We start from the raw sequence: 20,082 nt of genomic DNA on the forward strand, positions 1-20,082 counted from the left end.
AAGAAAAATATTTGTAGTATTATTCTAATAGTAATTTTAGCCTTTGCAGTTAATATGATATCTGCTTATACTTAAAAACGTATTTTTCTGCAAAGGCATCTTCCTATCAGTTAGTATTAACCCATTTATATGGTGACAAACGGAATAATTCAGACCGTCCATATTATACCTCTGAAGAAAAAAGCTAATTTGCAACTACACAATCATGGCATATATCATAGTAGAACAAAAATTTTATTAAACAGATTTTATTGTCGTATCAGAACTTCTAAGCAGATAGCTAACAACCTTGGAATAGCGACCGAAAGCAAGAGTGATAATCAATTGCTAGGTAAAATACAGAAAAAAATGCCCACTGAGATAAAAACTCTTAATTATAAGAAGGAATAAAGTAGTTTGTATTGGGTCTATGTACTCTGGAAAAAATATAGCTTTGCTGGTGATAATCTTATTAGTTATTACAAGCGGATGTTTAAAAACCGAAAAAGCACTAAAGGTGGATCTCTCAAATAGAACTATTGATGCTGGTGACAATTCAGATCCGGAGAGCCTCAGGATAGCAGTATCTGCAATCATTTCGCCCGATGAGACTCTAATTTATTATCAGGATATGTTTGATTATATATCTTTGAAATTGGGTGTTCCTGTGAAGCTTGTCCAGCGTAAGACCTATCAGGAAGTAAACGACCTCGTGCGGAAAAATAGCGTGGACGCAGCTTTTGTATGCAGTCTTGCATATATAGAGGGAAAAGACCAGTTCGGCATGGAACTCCTTGCAGTACCCGTAGTACGGGGCGAACCCCGTTATTATTCATATATTATAGTGCCGGAGGACAGCAATATCAACTCACTCAAAGAACTGAAAGGTAAAACCTTTGCCTACACAGACCCGCTCTCCAATTCAGGGAAGCTGTCACCTGAGTATATGATAGCACAGATGGGTGAAAATCCGGAGACTTTTTTCAGGCTGACGTTTTTCACTTACAGCCATGATAAATCCATTCAGGCGGTGGCTGAGAAGATGGTTGATGGTGCTGCCGTGGACAGCCTGGTCTGGGATTACAAAAATGCAACCGAACCGAGATTTACTTCAAGAACTAAAATTATAAGTAAATCTCCTCCGTATGGCATTCCTCCTATGGTGGTCTCAAAGGACATCGAACCGGCTCTGAAAGAAAAGCTAAAAATAATACTGCTCCAGATGCACGAAGATGAAAAGGGCAAAGAGATACTGAACAATATTATGATAGACAGGTTCTCGGAAGCGGATGACAGTCTCTACGACTCCATAAGAGAGATGGAAAAGGTAGTCAGCAATGCTAATAGACCGGGTAAATAAAATAAATAATTATATAGGCGGTGGCCTGACAAAGAAATTTATAGTATGGATAATCGTCATTATTATGCTCCTCGGTGCCCTGACCACGGTTTTCGTGCAGATGAGCCTCAACAGGACGCTGTCGGAAGAACTTCGGGAGAGAGGACAGGTCATATCAAGGAACCTGGCTGCAGGCAGCGTTGAATCCATATTAACAGAAGATACTGTGAACCTCCACAGGCTTATTGAAACCATAAAAAAGACCGAGAACGATATAAAATACATATATATAACCGATGAAAAGGGTAAAGTTCTGGCACATACCTTTGACCGGGGCTTTCCGGAAGAACTTCTAATAGTCCACATGGATATGAGCAGCACCTCCCACCTCCTCGATACTGGTGATGGCTATGTCATTGATTTTAGCTCCCCGATACTGGGCGGCAGAGCTGGTTTTATCCACGTGGGAATGGATGAAACATCCATGCAGGAGAAGATAACGCGAACAAGCTATATCATAATCGCCCTCACTCTCATAGCAGGGGCGCTGGGAATCCTGATGGCGTACATAGCCGGGGATTATCTGACAAGACCGATACGTGCCCTGGTAAAAGGGGCTGAGGAGGTAGGTAAAGGGAACCTGGGATATCAGATAGAATCCGGTACGACCGATGAAACACATATTCTCTCAGAGGCTTTTAACCAGATGTCCTGTAACCTGAATAAAAGCATAAGCGAGCTTCGCACTTCCAAGGATAGGTATAAAAAACTTGTGGACGGTATAAGCGATGCTGTGATCCTGATAGATTCGCAAAAAAAAATCCTTTCATGGAACAAGGCTGCACAGGATATATTTGGCTGGAGCGGCGCAGAAGTAATCGGCAGGAAAATCGATATGTTATTTTATCCGCCTTCAGGTGCCGTTACCTCCGGTAACCCGGAGATACAGGGTGGAGAAAGGGTCTTTACAAAAAAAAACGGCAAGACTTTTCCCGGCTTTGTGAGAAACAGACCATTGAAGGATAATGAAAATACGGGCAACGTTGTGGTTATAAGCGACGTTACAGATCAAAAAGAGATGGTAAAGCTTGAAAAACAGCTCTCGCAGTCAGAAAAACTTGCTACAATAGGCAAATTGGCAGCAGGGATTGCTCATGAGATCAACAATCCATTGACCAGTATATCCCTTCACACACAGATAATGCTGAAGAAAACGTGGGATGAGAAAACCAACGGGAGACTCAAAATCATTAATAAGGAAGCAAATAGGGCGGCACGAATAGTGAAAGAATTGCTTGAATTCGCCCGCCAGTCGGAGCCTAAACTAAGTTCGGTAAACATAAATAATGAAATAGAAAAAGTACTGAAAATCCTTGATCCCCAGTTAAATGGTATAAGGGTAACTACTGACCTGAAACCTTTACCCCTTATTCTGGCTGATGGCGAACAGATTCAACAGGTTATCATGAATATGCTGACAAATTCAATACAATCCATAACAACAGCCGGAGAAATAGTCATTGAGACAATAGCAAAACCGGATAAAGTAGAGATAAGCATAACCGATAATGGCTGCGGCATACCGCACGATAACATCGGTAGAATATTTGATCCTTTCTTTACTACCAAAAGACCTGGTGAAGGAACTGGACTTGGACTCTCTATTTGCTATGGGATTATTAAAAAGCATAATGGCTCAATCGACGTAAAAAGTGAAGTTGGAGCCGGAACGACATTTACAGTAAAATTGCCAGTTTGATGTTATGAAGAATATTTTAATAATTGAGGATGAAAAGGAAATCCGGGATGGACTTGTAGAAGTCCTGGAAGATGCGGGATTTGCGGTAGATTCTGCGGATAATGGCGAGCAGGGGCTTGAAAAAATTGCGAAAAAAGATTTTGATATCGTTGTGACGGATCTCATAATGCCTGTGGTTGGGGGAATGGAAGTGCTGCGGGAAACAAAACATATAAAACCCCGTACCCGTGTAATCCTGATCACTGCTTTTGCAACTGTTGATAATGCAGTTGAAGCCATGAAAGCAGGGGCTTCAGATTACATTACAAAACCATTTAGAATAGATGAAGTTCAAACAAAAATACGAAAGGTCCTTGCAGAGGCAGAATTTGATAAACCTCAAATCTTTGACTCTAATCTGATAAAGGCAATCTCAAATCAAATAAGGAAGGATGCAGTGAAACTTCTCTATAAATCAGGCAGACTCAAGTTCACAGAGATTCAGCGCGGGCTTGGTATTGAAGATGCCACCAAATTGAACTTCCACATGAGAGTGATGAAAGAACATAAGATCATAGAGCAGGACAGCGAGAAATTTTATGTGCTGACGCCTGTAGGAAAGAAGCTGTTTGAAGCATTAAGGAGTGCCGAGCTTTGAAATATTTCTTATAGAAAAGTCCATTAAATAGAATTTTTTTTCCAAAAAATTTTTTATATGTCAGTCGCCTAATATCTCTTTTATTACTATAAGATAGGAACGGAGTCTGAATAAGAAATGGATCTGAATAAAATTTATATACCATATGTCTCATCATTATTAGAATGATTAAAAATATATTTTATGTGAAGTCCGGGATATTGCAGGAAAACGGTCTGAAGGAGTAAAATTTAAAAAATATGAACAGGTGAATTATGATAGGAACACAGGAACTGGTTATGATCTTTGCTGTTATATTGCTGCTTTTCGGGGCAAGTAAGCTCCCTGAACTGGCACGCTCGCTGGGAAAAGCATCAGGCGAATTCAAAAAGGCAAAAATTGAAACTGAAGAAGAAATCATGAATCTGAACTTGAAAAAGAAGGAGATTTAGAATGGCTTTAGAATTGAAAATAAATAGAAGAAGTTTTCTAAAAGCTGCCGGCGTAACTGGCGCTGCAACCTTTGGCTACCTTTCTCTTAATCAGCCGGTTATCAGGGCTTTAGCCCAGGGCAACGAGGCTGCAGGTGAAGAGAAATGGGTCTCAAGCGTGTGCATCCAGTGCCCTGCAGGCTGCGGCACAAAAGTAAGGGTCGTGAACGGCAGGGCGGTGAAGATAGAAGGCAACCCGGAGCATCCCTACAGCAATGGCAAGCTGTGCCCCAAAGGATACGCCGGGCTGCAATTGCTCTACGACGCAGACAGGGTAAAATCACCTCTTAAGAGGACAAATCCCAAAAAAGGTCAGGACGAAGACCCCGGATTCATGCCTGTTACGTGGGATGAGGCGCTGGATGATATCGCTGCAAGGCTGAAAAAGCTCAGGGAAGAAGGAAAATCCCACACCGTGGCATTCCTCAGCGGGAGGAACCGCGGGAGGGCGGGCGCTGTCTGGGGTACGTTCACTAAGCTGTACGGTACTCCCAACAACCTGGGTCACAGCTCGATTTGCGCGGATGCAAGTAAAAAAGCAAGGATGTGCATAGACGGGACCGATGATTACTGTGCCTATGACTGGGAGAACTGCAACTATGTACTGAACTTCGGCGGGTCCACCCTGGAAGCATGGAGACCCACGAACCTGATGCTCCAGAGATGGGCATATATGAGGCGGGGAAGACCAGTAAGAGCCAAGCAGGTGATGATCGATACAAGGTTCTCTACGACCGCCATAAAAGCCGATGAATGGCTTCCTGTCAGACCGGGCGCGGATGGTGCGCTGGCTCTGGGAATAGCCCATGTCATCCTGACCGGGGGGCTGTGGGACAGGAACTTCGTGGGCGACTTCAAGACAAAAGGAAGAAAATTCGTTACAAGGGAAACCGTAGCAAAAGAAGATTTTGAGGAGATCTGGACGTCAGGACTGGTTGACTGGTGGAATAACGTTTTAGTCAATTTTACCCCGGATAAGGCTGCTGAGATCACGGGCATACCTGCTGACAGGATAACCAGGATCGCTGAGGAGTTCGCGACCACAAAACCCGCGATCGCTGCAGGTGAAAGAGGTGCAGGCGCGCATACCAACGGCACCTACAACCACATGGCGATCCATGCGTTAAACGCTCTCGTCGGAAGCATGTTCGCCACAGGGGGCGTGATGTACCAGATGGGGGTGCCCTACGCCAGCCTGTCTCTGAAAGATGACGACTACATGGATGATACTGCCAAGAAAGCGGATAAGGAATTCAAGGAACACAAGCTTGAGCGCGCCGACAGGGCAAAGAGCGATGAATGGCCGCTTGCAAGCAATGTTTACCAGAACATACCGGATAACCATGCAAAAGGCGAACCATATAAGCTGAGCGTGCTGTTCACATACTACACGAATCCTTTGTTCTCGATGCCGAATCCGCAGCGTGCAAGAGAGGCTTTCAAGGACGTATTCATAGTGGAGACCTCAAGCTACCTGAGCGAGACCGCTCTGTACGCCGATTATATTCTGCCCGACAATTATTACCTTGAGAGGTGGCAGGACGACACGGTATATGCGAGCACAGGGTATCCAGTGGCAGGGCTGCGCGTTCCCGCAGTAAAGCCGGTGTATAACAGCAGAAATTCCATGGAAGTCATTATAGACCTCGGCAAGAGGATGGGCGGGAAGATGGGGGAATATTATAACCAGCTTGGAAGTTTTGAGAACATGCTCCACGAAATATCTAAAGGCTTTGAGAAAACACCCGGAGATAACGGGGTGAGCAGCTTTGATTCATGGGCTGAGAAAGGAGCATGGTATAAGAAGCCCTACCTCTACCGCTTCTCAGGCGGGAAATTCTACGAATGGGACGGCTCGGGGTACAATAAGGAGATGAAAACGACAGAAGAAGTGAAAGAGGAGGAAAAGGACGGGAAAAAAGTTAAAACAACGACGATAAAAGACCCGGTCAAGGATAAGCTCCTGAAAACAAAATCCGGGAAATTCGAGTTCAGGAGCTCAAAGCTTGAGGGATTGACCGACAGGCAGAAGGAAATACTTAAGAGCGAATTGAAATCACCCGAATTCTTTGCATACCCGCATTACGAGGAGCCCCATTTCGCAGGCAAAGAGGAGGGCTTCCCCCTCCACATGAGCTCTCCGAAAATGATAACCCATGCCGAAGGCAGGGGCGCAAATACCCAGTGGCTGCAGGAGAGATTCGGAGTGGTCGTCGGGAAAGGCTGGACTAACTGGGTGGAGCTTAATCCTGACAAGGCAGAAGAGCTCGGCATCAGGAACGGGGACGAGGTATGGGTCGAATCCCCGATAGGGAAGGTAAAGACAATAGCGGTGATAAACCCCGGGAACCCCCCATGGATGGTGGTTTTCCCGTTCGAGCACGGGCACTGGAACTACGGCAGGTACGCTAAAGGATTGGGTGCCAATCCAAACGAGATAATGGTGAACCTCTCAGCCGTGATCTCGGCGCAGAGCTGCACGAATGCAACAATGGTAAAAGTGTACAGGGCGTGAGAACATGGTAAGATACGGGATGGTCATTGATCTGGACAGGTGCGTTGGATGTGCGGCATGCGCGGTCGCGTGCAAGGCTGAGAACAGCGTGACCGGAAGTACGCCTGAGGATTACAAAAAGAGAAGGCTGATGGAATGGAACCGCGTTGTCACCGTCTTCAAGGGTAAATATCCCAACGTGAGCGCAAGCATCATGCCTCTTATCTGCAACCACTGCGAGCATCCGCCGTGCGTGAAGGTGTGCCCTGTGGATGCCACGTACAAGAATGAGGACGGTATCGTGCTCCAGAGGTACGAGCGCTGCATAGGATGCAAATATTGCATGGTAGCGTGTCCGTACCAGCAGAGGTTCTTTAACTTCTACGACCAGGTGGAGAAGAATAAAGAAGAACACAGGATGGAAGCAGAGAAATATAAAACGGAAAACGGGGAGGTACCTGTAACTTTATTGGAGATACCTTATCATAACCCGGATGTTCCACCAAGGATAGCGGGCATAGTGGAGAAATGCACTTTCTGCCGCCACAGGCTGGATAAGGCTAAGGCTGAGGGTAAAAAAATAGGCTCACCCGATGGCGTTGAACCTGCATGCACCCAGGCTTGCCCGGCAAAGACAAGGACTTTCGGGGACCTTGACGACCCGGATAGTGAGGTCTCAAAGCTTCTGCGGAGCCGGAGGAATTACCAGCTCAGGGCGGATCTCGGTACTGAGCCGCAGGTTTACTATCTGGATTAGGAGGCAGAACAATGGAATATACAAAAATCGAAGGAAAATCAATTGGATTTTACGGAATAATAGCTTTGTTTGGGATACTGATAGCCATCGGATTATTTGAATTCGTCCAGGGCATGAGGTTCGGGCAGGAGGATTACGGCACAAGCAATATAGTCCCGTGGGGTCTTCCCATAACCGCGGTAATATTTCTCATAGGTGCCAGTGCAGGAGCTCTCATGCTTTCCTCTCTGACGTATGTGTTCGGAAAAGAAGAATATAAACCCGTATCCAGAATATCCATATTCCTGGCAATTCTCTTATTAATCGGCGCTCTGTCAACTATTGAAGGCGAACTGGGACGCCCTGAAAGGTTTATGAACCTTATGATATACGGTCCCCAGAACCTGACCTCGATGTTCGCAGTAAACACATTTTTATATGGTGCATATATTATTCTATCCATAGTGTACCTGTGGACGACCTTCAGAGCGGATTTGCTAAAGGTTACCAAAATACTTGGTGCTGCGGCTGCCGCTCTTGCAATATTTGTACACGCGGGCACAGGTTCAATATTCGGCTTTATAGTAGCGAAAGAACTATGGTTCTCACCTCTGCTTCCTGTACTTTTCATCGTTGCTGCCCTGACATCCGGAGTAGCTTTATTGATTCTGATATTAACCGCCACTTTCAAGTTTACAGGCAGGTCAATGGACGAAAACCTGGTAGTTGGTCTGGGTAAATACCTCACTGCTTTCCTGCTGCTCCAGTTGTTCCTGGTGTTTATAGAAAACATGGTGCGTATCTACGGCGGAATCGGAGGCGGGGAGATGACGAAATTCCTGTTCGCAGGTCCATACAGCTTCGTGTTCTGGGGTATCCAGATATTCCTCGGGACAATCATACCGATAGCCATCCTTTTCGCACGGAAAACTATGGTAACAGTTCAGATAGCCTCCTTGCTCGCTGTGATAGGCGTGTTCGCAGAAAGGTTCAGCCTTGTAATACCCGGTCAATCTGTCCCACCGCAGCAGGTGGTGGGAAGGGCGCTGATGGGATTCTACGGCGAGCCGGCAATATACTCCATATCGGGAGCAGAAGTTGCTATAATCCTGGGGGTCATCGGAGCTATAGGGATCCTGTATCTGATAGGGTTGAGGGTGATTAAACTCCTCCCCTCTTAACCTGAATTTATGACAAAAGAATTTTACAGGATATCCAGTCTCATCTTTTACAGACCTGATAGGGAATTCGCTGCATACCTGAGGGATGGCTTCCTTGAAGATATAAAGTTTCTTGACAGCGCTGTAATTGATGGGTTCTCCACGTTTCTTGAGGAAAACAGGGAAAAGAATGAGGAAGAATTTTATAAAATGCTGGCTGTGGAGTACACAAGGCTTTTTACCAGTGCAATCCCCGCGGTGCCGTGTCCTCCCTATGAATCGGTGTACAGGGAGGATGTTATAATGGGAGATTCTACCTTATGCGCTCTTGAATGCTATAATAAGGCAGGATTGAAGGTGATAGAAAAATTCCACGACCTGCCGGATCATGTGGCGGTTGAACTGGAATTTCTTTATTATCTTATGAATTATGGATATACTGAAGCGCATGATTCTTTCATGGAAGAGCATTTTTCAAAATGGGTCCCTGAATTCTGCGACGAGGTCGAAAAAAATGACCGGATCGGCTTTTACAGGCATGCTGCCAAGGTATTGAGAGAGTTCGTAGATAAAGAAGAATGGAAGATGGTCAAAGAGGTGTGAAAAAATGAATGATGAGAACAGGACAACCCTGCTGGTGCTGGGTGCAGTAGTGATAGGCATAGTTCTGGGTATATTCCTTGCCCAGCAGGTATCCGGAGATATCAGGGCTGTATCTTCGGATATAAAAAGCCTTCAGGCTTCATTAAATGGAGTCGAATCCTCCATAAAGGGAGTCGATTCCTCGGTAAAGGATATAAAAACAACTCTGGCAGAAAAGGATAAAGTATCGTTCAGAAGAGATATGCAGGAGAACGGACGGAGGATGCTTTCGCTTGACTATGCAGGGAAGTTTACAAAATGGGATACTGCGAAAAGCGAGATAGAGGAACTGGATAAAGCGTTGCAGGATGCTGCCATTCTGGATTCTCAACTGTCCGCCGCTATCCAGGATTTCCGCAACATGTATATTCCGAAATTAAAGGATGCTGTTTCCAAAAAAGATACTAAAAACTTTGAAAGTGTGTGGGCTGAAACATATAATGCCTGCATCGGATGCCATAAGGGAGCAGGCTCGCCGCCATCGGCTATCGAGACGTTGAGAGAAATAAGCTCCGAGGTTGAGCAATTAGCCGGTTAATAAAAGAGTTAAGCAGATAAAAAAGTAAAAGTAAACCACTAAAAAAGTAAGGTTCCCCTATCCCTGTTTTCTCAGGTGGAACCTTTTCTATAAAAACCCTTTTACTTGAGAGCCATCACCTTTGCCTTCAACTTGTTCGCAACATCGTCTCCCAGGGTAAGTTTCGCACTGACGCGTATCCATTCTGCCAGTCCTTCGATATCCGAACCTGTCAGCGCTCCCATATCTTTGTTGAGGTGGTGCTTGCATTGTCTCTCCAGGAAAGGAAGGGCTGATGGACCCATATCCTCAGCCAGTATCTTAACGACCTGATCACTTAGTGCCATACTTGATCACCCTTTAGGCGCGCTATCTTCCTTGCTCATGGCTTCCATCACCTTGAAGGCATTTATCATGCGCTTGAAGGAGTTTGCCAGGTCTCCAATCTCGTCTGACGATGATACTTGGACCTTTTCGGTGATGTCTCCTTTACTCACCTTGTCGGCAACAGTGGTAAGATTTTTCACCGGGTCAGTTATCTTTTTTGCTGCGACGAACGAAACTATTACAGCAATCAATAAAGATATCACAATCGAATAAAGGGTTACATTGACAGTTTGACGCGCACTATCCTGTGCTATTTTCAGGGATGAAGATGTTTCCTCCTGTGTCTTATCCACAAAAGTCCCAAGCTTGAGATTCAGTGCATCCACTCTTGCTTCCAGGAAATGAAGCTCCTGTTTTAGTAGTTTTTGCTGTTTTGCAGGATCCGGGTCAGGACTGTTGACGATTTTGATAACCTCGTCCGATGCAGCCATTGCCATGTCTTGAATTCTCTCTATTTCGCCAAGTTCTTTCAATGCTGCATCGTCAGAGAGCGTATTCTTAAGATAATCCCTGTTCTGTCCCATTGCTTCTTTTCCTTCATTGATCATCTGCTTGCCCATTGCCTGGCTGCCCTGGGAATATAAGTAGGTGCCAACCTGCATTTTTGCAGCACCCCTTTCATAGTTGGTTGAATACTGATTTATCGAAAAGTCATAACCAACACGGGCGTCCACGGTTTCAATAACATTCAGGTTTGTGATAATTACAACTCCTGCTATCGAAAATAGCAATACCAGGAATATGAAACCACTCAGAAGTTTATACATTATTTTCATTTTTATCGCCTCACGTTACAGGAATAAATCCTTCTTTTTGAACAATGCTCTGCCCGTCTCCGCTTAAGATGTAGCTTATGAACTCTCTATTAAGACCTTTGGGCGCCCCGTCTGTTATCATATACATCTTCCTTGATAGCAGATATGAAGTATCAAGAATCGTTTTTTGTGTCGGAGCAACACCATTGACTTTTACCATCTTGACTTCATTATTGATCCAGTTTACCGGCGTATAGGCAAGGCCATCAGGGTCATCCTTTATCGTCGGAATCATTTTTGGTGTCGGATGTATGATTGTTGTTCCCGCAACATACGGTTTATCCGCGGAACCCGCTATTTTTGTATTGAATAATTCAGCAGTCCCTGAAATCTTGGGATCGGTGTTGTATATGTTTATTTTGCCTTTTTTTGTACCATTTGTAAGCTGGCTCCAATCGGTAATTGTACCATCAAAATATATAGCTTTTAACTGTGCTGTCGTAAGGTCAGATACCGGGTTGCTTGTATGTACGATAATTCCTACAGCATCATTGGATATTACGGTCATATGAAGTTTCATACCTTTTCTCTGTGCTTCAGCATACTCATTATCCTTGGGCGCTCGCGTTGCATCCGAGATGTCAGTTTCGCCTGCCAGGAATTTTACAAGCCCTTCACCCGTGGAGCTTTGCTGTACATCGATAGTGACTGCCGGATGGAGTTTCATGAACTCTTCCGCGGCTGTTTTTGCTATCGGATAGACGGTTGTTGACCCGTCAAGTTTCAGAACACCCTTTAGTTCTGTTTGCTGCTCCATGTTCTTCGTACCGTCTCCTATGCATCCTGCCAAAAGGACAGTAATGACAAGTAGAGGCAGAATTAAAAGTCGCTTTTTCATCAAATATCCCTCTTTTCGGCCATTCGTTATTTTTTACCCGTTTTTCCTTAAACCCATACAAGTCTGTATTCACACCAATATAAATTACAGTGTGAAAGTTTCTCTACAGAATTGGTGGATTGAAAATATTTTGTATGGTTACAAAACCAATCTACGAACTCTGCTATCGTGAATTCGTTGTCGATTTCTCAAGCACCTTTTGCTATGCGTGCAAAGTAAAAGGGCGGAACCTCTGGGTTTTGCAGAAGTACCGTAAATTATAGTTAAGAACCAAAAATTTCTAACTTATTTAGGACTTACACGATTAGGTTCAACCAATCATATTCAGCATAATTTTAATATTCAGCTTGCACAAACACATTTTGAAGAAATAAAATTATACGAAAACAAAAGTGTTCCTTAAAATTGTACACCAATTTTTTAATTGCAAACCAGAATGGATATTCTGGCTTAGAACTGTCAAGAGCATCTCCTGTTGAGGATTTGTGCCATGATTCAGTTTCAAAGTGGCTATCCAGTTCAAATTTTACGCCATCGGACCTGTGGAACCAGGTTAAAAGTTTGGTTGATGTTAAATTTACAGGATAAACAGGATGCGTTTTCAAATTACAATCCTGTAAATCCTGTTTATCATGTCCGCTCTCCAGGCATTGCGCGCCGAACAAAACCAATATGCTTTTAAATAAGAAAAGACGATTGACATTTAAAAGAATATAGGAGGAAATATATGTTTGGCATTGAATTTGTACCGGCTGACCCGGTCCTGAAGCTTGCATACTATACCAAGCTCGCAGAAGAGAACGGGTTCGATAACGTATGGATAACAGACCACTATAACAACAGGGATGTGTACACCACGCTCGCTGTACTGGCATTGAACACCAACAGGATCAAACTCGGGACGGGGGTAACGAATCCTTATACAAGGAACATTGCGATAACAGCCCAGAGCATCGGGGCGATCAACGAGATATCAGGCGGAAGAGCCGTGCTGGGTATCGGTCCTGGCGACAAAGCCACATTTGATGCCATGGGTATCGAGTGGGTCGAGCCAATGACCACCATCAACGAAAGCATAACCGCACTTCGCGGATTCTTTTCGGCGAAGAAGGTCTCGCAGGAAGGGAAACGGGTAAAGATCGGCGGCGCGAAATTAGCCTTCAAGACAGGGAATATCCCGATCTACATGGGAGCCCAGGGTCCGAAGATGCTTGAACTTGCAGGCAGGATAGCGGACGGCGTACTCATAAATGCATCCCATCCAAAGGACTTTGAGTTTGCGATCAAGCAGATAGAGGCAGGAGCCAAAGCAGCGGGCAGGGACCCCAAGAGCGTTGATGTCGGCGCATATGCATGCTTCTCAATCCACAAGGATGCTGAAAAGGCTAAAGGAGCAGCCAAGGTAGTCGTGGCGTTCATCGTTGCAGGCTCGCCCGATACGGTTCTCCAGAGGCATAATATTGATATAGTTGCAAAGAAATCTATTGGTGATGCGATAGCCAAAGGAGACTTTGCCGGATTGAACAATCTTGTTACCGATAAAATGATCGATGCATTCTCCATATGCGGAACACCCACAGACTGCAAGGCAAAAGTAGAGGCTTTGAAGAAGATAGGTGTGACACAGATAGTTGCCGGCTCTCCAATAGGACCTGATAAGGAAGCTGCTATCAAGTTAATCGGCAAAGAGATAATCGGAGGAAAATAAATTGGAAGCAAAACAGGACAGTAGTACCCCAATATCCAGAGGGATCCTTAAATCGAACCAGACCCAGGTGCTTACAAGACTGGGAAATATGTTTGCTCCGGACGTAGGGCTCCCGAAAATTGCGGATGTTGGGGAATTCAACTACTGTTCCTCGTGCGGCACATGCGAAGCGATATGCCCGGTGAACGCGCCTGTAGTGCGAAGGGGACCTGTTGATGTCTCAAAGGAAAAGAACAATTACCGGAAAATGGAGTTGAAAACCGAAGTTCTTTTCCAGGGAGTCAATCCCCTCAAAACAGAAGTGAATCCGTGCGTCCAGTGCTATGCTTGCGAACGTGTGTGCCCGATCCTTGACGGCTTCCCTGTTGATGAATTTAACAACATCAGGCATATGAAAGCAGGGAAGAGCAAAACACTACACGGCCAGGACGGCGCTGTTGTATCGCAGATATTGAAATCACTGCTTGAACAGGGAGAGATCGACTGTGCCGTCGGCATTGTCAGGAACGATAAGTGGTCTACAAAAATATTCACATTCACTAAACCTGAAGACGTAGTCAAGGCAAGCGGGACGAAATATACGTATCAACCCGCTGTGGCAACTATGCGGGATATACACAGGGCATATGTTGACAGCGCTGAATCACCGCTCATCTCACCCGATGGTGTCATGCGCGAAGAATCCAGGACATATATTGAACCGATAAAAAATATCCTGAAAAAATATAAGAAAGTAGCGCTTGTAGGAGTACCATGCCAGGTGCACGGTGCCAGCCTTTTCAGGGAGAATTTTAACAGGATCGAGTTGATAATCGGGCTAATCTGCATGGAAAGCTTCTCTGAAGAGATAATGTTCTCCGAGGTCATCCCGAAGATAATGGGCGTGGATATAAGGGATGTTGTCAAGATGAACTTCCATAAAGGGAAATTTATCGTTGAGACCACCAAAGAGACAAAGGAAGTCCCCATCAAGGACGTGGCTCCGATGGCGCGCCATGGATGCCATTTCTGCCAGGATTACACGTCCTATTACGCTGATATATCAGTGGGTTCTGTCGGGTCTGATGACGGATGGAGCACGATATTCGTCAGGACGGAGAAAGGTGAACAATACCTCAATAAGGTCAAGGATATCGAATACTCGGATAAACCCATATTTCTGGACATTGTTAAAAAACTCGCTGCCATGAAGCATAAGAACAACAAATGGGACTGGCGCGGGTTTATGAAGGAAATCTGGAGTCGCGATATCCCGCCAAGACCCTGGGGCAGGGAAAGGCTTGAGAGAATCCCGCCTCCAGAAGTGGAAAAAGTCGAGAAAACGGAAAAAGGGGATAAAGCTGAAAAAGCAGCAAAGCCTGCCCAGCCAAAAGAGTGATATGCGCCGCGGACTTTACCTTGGAAGATTCCAGCCGTACCATTTAGGGCATCATCAGGTTTTAAAGCAGATCGCAAAGGAAGTAGATGAGATCATCATCGGCATTGGCAGCGCCCAGAAAAGCCACGAAATCGACAACCCTTTTACCGCAGGTGAGCGCGTGCTCATGGTATCAAGCGCGCTTGAAGAGTTCAATATAAAGCATTATGTCATACCGATAGAGGATATCCAGAGAAACTCCCTATGGGTATCGCATGTGAATTCCATGGTGCCGCCTTATGAGATAGCTTACACCAACAATCCGCTTGTGATAGAACTACTGAGCGAAGCCGGAATTCGCGTGAAGCAATCGCCCCTGTTCAAGCGGAACAGTCATTCGGGCACGGAGATCAGGGGCAGGATGCTTAAAGGCGAGAAATGGGAGCATTTTGTGCCGGAGAAGGTTGTTGAGATAATCAGGGAGATCGATGGTGTTAACAGGCTGAAAACAATAGCCCAGTCGGACCAGGAATGAGATACTAAATTAATGATGATGACAAATTATTTATAGCAAAAGTTAGATAAGATATAGAAGGAGAAAAAAATCATGGGAATTGTTAAACTGGCGAAAAGCTTGCGTGTTATCTATTTTACAACTATAGCAGTAGCAGTTCTCATATATCTTTTATAGATTGCTTTCATGTATTAGTTTATTATGATGGAATTGTTAGTCTTTTTGGTACTGCTCTTCGGGTTATTTGGTATGATTTCTGCTCAGTATATAACGCAGTACAGGGAAGCTTATGCTCTTTGGATCAATGAAATTGTTTATGCCGATATAGCGGGATTAAGTAAAACCCAAAAAAGGATTTATGTAGCAGGCTGGAATCGTTATCCAGAGAGACATGTGAGCTTGCAGACTTTATATTTGTCGTGTTCATAATGATATGTATAACGATTCTTACAATTCTATACACGATGAAGAAAAATATTCCGCTTATTCTTCCTTCACCCAGCCTTAATATAATGTATGCGTCGGTGGTCCTGACAATAATGCTATTAGTTGCATTACCTGTAATATTACGTTATTTGAAAATAGATTTAATAGCATCATCCAGAACAAGCTCAATTGATGAAAAGATATTCGAGGTCTGGTATGCAAACAAATGCCACCGATGCAAACATGAGAACTATCGTAACAAGTTAGAACCTCGCCGGCTTTACGAAATACTTGCAGAAAAGATAGAAAACGGTGATATAGAGGATGCATCACCGGATGATATCGCCCTTTTAAAACCATTATTTCGAAAAAGGGATGCCTTTACATCCCTCCCTTAACGTCTTCCAATTTCAGCGCCTCTTGCAGCGTGAAATTCCCCACGTAAAGGGCAGCGCCTACAACTATACCGGAAGCACCCGTTTTTTTGATTAGTTCTATGTCCGAAAGCGTGGTAATCCCGCCTGAGGCTATTACGGGAATATCGAGAGCATGAGCAAGTTCCTTTGTTGGTTTCGGATTCACGCCTTTCAGAAGCCCTTCGGTATTTATATCAGTAAAAAGGATGCTCCCGGCTCCTGATTCCTGGAACTTTTTGCCAAGCTCGACTGTGCTGAACATCGAATGCTTTGTCCAGCCGTGCGTTGTCACCATGCCGTTTTTTGAATCAAGCGCCACCATGATGCGCTCGCTTCCGAACTCGTTACTCAGTTCATTTACGAGGGAAGGGTTATTTACGGCGGCAGTCCCCAGGATCACTCTTTCCACGCCCAGATTAAGAAGGGCAGCGGCATCCTCCTTAGACCTTATACCTCCGCCTACCTGCGTTTCCACGTTGAAGTTCTCGATTATTGATCGTATTATGGCGCTGTTTAACCGTTTTCCCTCTATTGCGCCATCAAGGTCGATGAGGTGCAGTATGCCAGCGCCCTCGTTCACCCAGCGCGCCGCAACGCCAAGCGGGTCATCGAGGGAAACACGCTCAGTTCCAGGGATACCCTGGACTAAGGAGACGCATTTTCTGTTCTTCAGGTCAATTGCGGGGATTATTCGGAACATGGAATCAACTTATGATTTTCTTAAAAGTAAAACTTACTATCCTGACATTTCATAAAAACTTGATAAATTCATTAGATATTTATACTTTGAAGTATTTTGTGACAGGAGCCCAGGGCGACCCGATACAACTAACTCAGGTACAAAAAGAAACTGTCAAAAAAAATAATATGGAGAATATATCAGGTGGACTTAATTATCTTAGCTCAAAAGGGTGGACGGAACTTGCAGAACATATCGGGCGGCAGAGAGCGACAACTTTATTGCTGTATCATTTAAGAACTACCTATGATATTGATGCAAAAATAGTCTCTGGCAGTCCTAAAAAACTCGATACGGCTATTGCCATAAAGGAGCCTTCAAGAGGCGATACTCCTTTTCCGACGGTAAAATTCAAAGGAGTAAGATACTATATTATCGATCCAATGACGCCTGCTATTGTGAGTGACTTCAAATATGGGGACATATTCGATAATACCGGGGAAACCTACCTGCAATATAATTATTTCAGGCTCTTCCCTGAAGATATTGATGCTGTAAAGCAGTGGACGAGGAAGACCGGAGTAGATATTAGATGCATTGACTCCATTGGCGGGTAGTCCCCCAGGTACTTCAAAATCAATCTGGATATCCGAATCCGATAAAAAACCGATACCTGAATCCAGTAGACTCTATTTGACTTCGGTATTAACTGCTTTTGTATCTATTGCCTGCCCCTTCATTATGAGAGTTACGGTTATAGTATATCTTCCCGAAGGTCTTATCCCGCTCACCTTTTCAGGTATTGTTACCCTGACCGGGATTTCATATGTCTCACCCGGCTTGATATCTGCATTATACCTGTCGGAAAATTCTCTTTTTGCCTTATCTCCCATCCATGCGTAGTTATTATTGACGGCAACCGTTTTGATATCAAATCCTGTAACCATTGTTGACCCAGTGTTCTTCAGGACTATTTTCCCGTCAACCGTGCCGCCCGCAGTATAGCTCGGAGCAACATCGACCCTGTCAATTTTTATCTCGCTTACTTCTTTTAAATTGAAAGTACCGGAACCTATGACAGATCCCTGAAACTGCGCCCGCCATGTATGCTCTCCTGCAAAAAGGGGTTTTGTGGACAGGAAGCCGCAGGGATTCACTTCAGCCGCAGGTAAAGAATCTACTGAGACCATGACTCCTTTTACACCGACCAGCTTGCCTTTGTATAATGTCTGGAATCCCCACTGGTTCTTTGATGCAGCGGAGCCGCGCAAAGATATACCATCCACAGAATCTACGACGATTATGGATCGATTTGCAGTAAGCGTCATGTTGCCAAAACTTACATTCAATACCACCCGGTGCTCTCCCATGTTGAATTTTTGACTGAGTTTCTGGCTTTTGCCTGCGAGCTTACCATCCACCGTCCATTCGAATAACGGCTTACTGATATTCCGGGTTGAAGCCGCAAGTTCAAGTTCTGTGTTCTTCCAGAGCACACGGTCACATCCGATAGAGACCGAGGGCGCTGGTTTTTCCAGGGGTATTTTATCCTTGTGCAAGAGAAATACCGCGCCTGAGACAGATGTCAGGATTAATATTACCAGGATTAAAATTATACTATGCTTTTTTGTTTTTGGTAAAATCGTTTTAAAAATTCGAGTATTTTCCTTTAACAAAAATTCAATCTCCGACAAATTATAGATTATAAATGTATAAAGACTTTTCGTGGAATAAAGATTATAACCAATCCGGCTAATTCAGCCACTCATGAAGCAGAAACTCACTGTAAACCTTGAGGAAGGTATAAAACTCCCGTCAAATGTCTGGAAATTCGGGGATGACATAGACACCGATGCCATCATCCCTGGCAAGTACCTTACAATAAATAAGCCTGAGGAGCTTGCGAAACATGCTTTTGAAGGTGTGCGCCCGGAATTCGCCCGGGGCATCAAAGAAGGGGATATCATAGTTGCGGGATTTAATTTCGGATGCGGCTCTTCAAGAGAACACGCGCCGTTAGCTCTCAAAGGGGCGAAGGTGAAATGCATAATCGCAAAATCGTTCGCGCGCATATTCTTCAGGAACGCCATCAACATCGGTCTTCCACTCCTTGAGTGCCCCGATACTGATAAGATTGAAGAAAAGGATAATATAGAAGTTGATTTTGAATCCGGGCTCATCACCAATAACACGAAAAACCAGACATACCAGGCAACGCCGCTTCCGGACTTCGTGCGCGGTATAGTAGAGACTGGAGGTCTTATAGGCTTTGCCAGAGAATTGGTGAAATAAAAAGCAAGAGGGCGCTAAAAAAATTAAGAATATAGTAATAAGCTTCCGGCTTATTACTGGTGTGATTCGTATCTCTTCAGTATGCTTATGACCTGGTTCAACAGGTTCTTTGAATCCGAAAGGTGCTTGGCACCGATGTCCGCGGCTTTATCAAGATTCGCGTCAAGCACAAGCAGGTTCTCCTGAAGCAGATATATCAGATACATCATGATGCACCAGTATACTGCGAGTGCCAGGAACGAGAATATGCCGATGATCACAAGTTCATTATATATCATCGATGTAGATTGTCCCAGCGGCTGCAATATATTTATTGCGCCCATGAAATTGTAAAGTATTATTACTCCAAATACTAACGGTACAATTGTTGCGAGAATTAAACTCTGTTTACTCAGCTTCATTCAGTATCCTCCGGGAGTTTCCTCCAGTTACCTCTTTATGTTATTTATCTATTAAAACTATTGCAATTTCAATTATTTAATATAGTTAAAAAATTCAAATTGCAATAGTTTATAACGTGGGTTCAAGGGGTGGAGAAGCCCACCCGATAAGTCGGGTGGATAAAATGAATAGTAATGAATCGTTTGATGAGTGACCCTTGAAATATTGTATTAGTTTCACACCGCTATCATTAAAAATATATACTGCTAAAAGAATGTGTCCCTGGATGAAAAGAGCTTACGGTTTCCGTATCTACCCGAACAAGAATCAGGAGGTTAAGCTAAATAAAACTCTCAATACGTGCCGGCATCTATACAACGAGGCTCTTGCTGAGAGGAAAAGACAAATAGATCTTAACGAATTGAGAAGAGATTTTCAGGTATTCCCATGGGGTTCCTCAATTAAACCAGAATGGATCTCATATGAAGACCAGGCTAACAACCTCTCTTCTAAGCATAGTCATATAAGTAATGTTG

22 protein-coding genes are annotated in these 20,082 nt (G+C 44.4%); 16 read left to right on the forward strand and 6 right to left on the reverse strand.

Annotation, left to right across the window (positions count from 1 at the left end; translation table 11 throughout):
* Positions 1-409: 409 nt before the first annotated feature.
* The 9 genes from MNV_RS12305 (at position 410) to MNV_RS12345 (ending at position 9,754) form a co-directional block, all read left to right on the forward strand.
* On the forward strand, positions 410-1,339 hold the full coding sequence (locus MNV_RS12305) for a substrate-binding domain-containing protein (protein WP_096206261.1): 930 nt from the start codon (positions 410-412) through the stop codon (positions 1,337-1,339).
* Positions 1,317-3,077 (forward strand): ATP-binding protein, encoded by a 1,761-nt coding sequence (locus MNV_RS12310; protein ID WP_096206262.1) that lies wholly within the window; start codon positions 1,317-1,319, stop codon positions 3,075-3,077. The genes MNV_RS12305 and MNV_RS12310 overlap by 23 nt, the downstream gene beginning before the upstream one ends.
* Positions 3,078-3,081: 4 nt before the next feature.
* Positions 3,082-3,714 carry a sigma-54-dependent transcriptional regulator gene (locus tag MNV_RS12315; RefSeq protein ID WP_096206263.1) on the forward strand — a complete coding sequence of 211 codons (633 nt, stop codon included), beginning with the start codon at positions 3,082-3,084 and terminating at the stop codon, positions 3,712-3,714.
* A 254-nt stretch (positions 3,715-3,968) separates the two neighbouring features.
* Complete coding sequence (locus MNV_RS12320; protein WP_096206264.1) at positions 3,969-4,145, forward strand: twin-arginine translocase TatA/TatE family subunit; 177 nt, start codon at positions 3,969-3,971, stop codon at positions 4,143-4,145.
* Position 4,146: 1 nt separating this feature from the next.
* The gene (locus MNV_RS12325) at positions 4,147-6,699 is read left to right on the forward strand and encodes a molybdopterin-dependent oxidoreductase (protein WP_096206265.1); all 2,553 of its coding nucleotides are present in this window, start codon (positions 4,147-4,149) and stop codon (positions 6,697-6,699) included.
* Between the two features lie 4 nt (positions 6,700-6,703).
* On the forward strand, positions 6,704-7,435 hold the full coding sequence (locus tag MNV_RS12330) for a 4Fe-4S dicluster domain-containing protein (RefSeq protein ID WP_096206266.1): 732 nt from the start codon (positions 6,704-6,706) through the stop codon (positions 7,433-7,435).
* Positions 7,436-7,446: 11 nt separating this feature from the next.
* Positions 7,447-8,595, forward strand: coding sequence for an NrfD/PsrC family molybdoenzyme membrane anchor subunit (nrfD, locus tag MNV_RS12335; protein WP_096206267.1), 1,149 nt, complete (start codon positions 7,447-7,449; stop codon positions 8,593-8,595).
* Positions 8,596-8,604: 9 nt separating this feature from the next.
* Entirely contained in the window at positions 8,605-9,177 is a 573-nt protein-coding gene (locus MNV_RS12340) for a TorD/DmsD family molecular chaperone (RefSeq protein ID WP_096206268.1), read from the forward strand.
* Positions 9,178-9,181: 4 nt separating this feature from the next.
* Entirely contained in the window at positions 9,182-9,754 is a 573-nt protein-coding gene (locus MNV_RS12345; RefSeq protein WP_096206269.1) for a hypothetical protein, read from the forward strand.
* 101 nt (positions 9,755-9,855) lie between these two features.
* Here the strand turns inward: MNV_RS12345 and MNV_RS12350 are convergent, their stop codons facing one another.
* From MNV_RS12350 to MNV_RS12360, 3 genes are read right to left on the reverse strand one after another with little or no spacing between them, the layout of a single operon-like run.
* The gene (locus MNV_RS12350) at positions 9,856-10,080 is read right to left on the reverse strand and encodes a hypothetical protein (RefSeq protein ID WP_096206270.1); all 225 of its coding nucleotides are present in this window, start codon (positions 10,078-10,080) and stop codon (positions 9,856-9,858) included.
* 6 nt (positions 10,081-10,086) lie between these two features.
* Positions 10,087-10,896: a HAMP domain-containing protein gene (locus MNV_RS12355; protein WP_096206271.1), complete on the reverse strand. Its 810-nt coding sequence runs from the start codon at positions 10,894-10,896 to the stop codon at positions 10,087-10,089.
* 10 nt (positions 10,897-10,906) lie between these two features.
* Positions 10,907-11,773, reverse strand: a complete 867-nt coding sequence (locus MNV_RS12360; RefSeq protein ID WP_096206272.1) for a PstS family phosphate ABC transporter substrate-binding protein — start codon at positions 11,771-11,773, stop codon at positions 10,907-10,909.
* 727 nt (positions 11,774-12,500) lie between these two features.
* On the opposite strand from MNV_RS12360, the gene mer reads away from it, so the two are divergent.
* The 4 genes from mer (at position 12,501) to MNV_RS12385 (ending at position 16,176) form a co-directional block, all read left to right on the forward strand.
* On the forward strand, positions 12,501-13,481 hold the full coding sequence (gene mer / locus MNV_RS12370) for a 5,10-methylenetetrahydromethanopterin reductase (protein ID WP_096206274.1): 981 nt from the start codon (positions 12,501-12,503) through the stop codon (positions 13,479-13,481).
* A 1-nt stretch (position 13,482) separates the two neighbouring features.
* Positions 13,483-14,859, forward strand: coding sequence for a Coenzyme F420 hydrogenase/dehydrogenase, beta subunit C-terminal domain (locus MNV_RS12375; RefSeq protein ID WP_257000053.1), 1,377 nt, complete (start codon positions 13,483-13,485; stop codon positions 14,857-14,859).
* Between the two features lies 1 nt (position 14,860).
* Positions 14,861-15,373 carry a nicotinamide-nucleotide adenylyltransferase gene (locus MNV_RS12380; RefSeq protein ID WP_096206275.1) on the forward strand — a complete coding sequence of 171 codons (513 nt, stop codon included), beginning with the start codon at positions 14,861-14,863 and terminating at the stop codon, positions 15,371-15,373.
* A 518-nt stretch (positions 15,374-15,891) separates the two neighbouring features.
* On the forward strand, positions 15,892-16,176 hold the full coding sequence (locus tag MNV_RS12385; RefSeq protein WP_143311765.1) for a hypothetical protein: 285 nt from the start codon (positions 15,892-15,894) through the stop codon (positions 16,174-16,176).
* Here MNV_RS12385 and hisA read toward each other — a convergent pair.
* Positions 16,160-16,894 (reverse strand): 1-(5-phosphoribosyl)-5-[(5-phosphoribosylamino)methylideneamino]imidazole-4-carboxamide isomerase, encoded by a 735-nt coding sequence (gene hisA, locus MNV_RS12390; RefSeq protein WP_096206277.1) that lies wholly within the window; start codon positions 16,892-16,894, stop codon positions 16,160-16,162. The genes MNV_RS12385 and hisA overlap by 17 nt on opposite strands.
* A gap of 59 nt (positions 16,895-16,953) precedes the next feature.
* Here hisA and MNV_RS12395 point away from each other — a divergent pair, with 59 nt between their 5' ends.
* Positions 16,954-17,490 (forward strand): hypothetical protein, encoded by a 537-nt coding sequence (locus MNV_RS12395; protein ID WP_179293976.1) that lies wholly within the window; start codon positions 16,954-16,956, stop codon positions 17,488-17,490.
* A 72-nt stretch (positions 17,491-17,562) separates the two neighbouring features.
* On the opposite strand, the gene MNV_RS12400 is transcribed toward MNV_RS12395, so the two are convergent.
* On the reverse strand, positions 17,563-18,432 hold the full coding sequence (locus MNV_RS12400; protein WP_143311768.1) for a COG1470 family protein: 870 nt from the start codon (positions 18,430-18,432) through the stop codon (positions 17,563-17,565).
* Positions 18,433-18,640: 208 nt separating this feature from the next.
* On the opposite strand from MNV_RS12400, the gene MNV_RS12405 reads away from it, so the two are divergent.
* On the forward strand, positions 18,641-19,165 hold the full coding sequence (locus MNV_RS12405; protein WP_096206280.1) for a 3-isopropylmalate dehydratase small subunit: 525 nt from the start codon (positions 18,641-18,643) through the stop codon (positions 19,163-19,165).
* A gap of 53 nt (positions 19,166-19,218) precedes the next feature.
* Here MNV_RS12405 and MNV_RS12410 read toward each other — a convergent pair whose 3' ends face one another.
* Positions 19,219-19,566, reverse strand: coding sequence for a hypothetical protein (locus MNV_RS12410; protein ID WP_096206281.1), 348 nt, complete (start codon positions 19,564-19,566; stop codon positions 19,219-19,221).
* A 266-nt stretch (positions 19,567-19,832) separates the two neighbouring features.
* On the opposite strand from MNV_RS12410, the gene MNV_RS12415 reads away from it, so the two are divergent.
* On the forward strand, positions 19,833-20,082 hold a 250-nt coding region (locus MNV_RS12415), incomplete at its 3' end, for a helix-turn-helix domain-containing protein (RefSeq protein WP_179293977.1).

Origin of the sequence: Candidatus Methanoperedens nitratireducens (genome assembly GCF_900196725.1) — an archaeon.
GTDB lineage: Archaea > Halobacteriota > Methanosarcinia > Methanosarcinales > Methanoperedenaceae > Methanoperedens > Methanoperedens nitroreducens_A.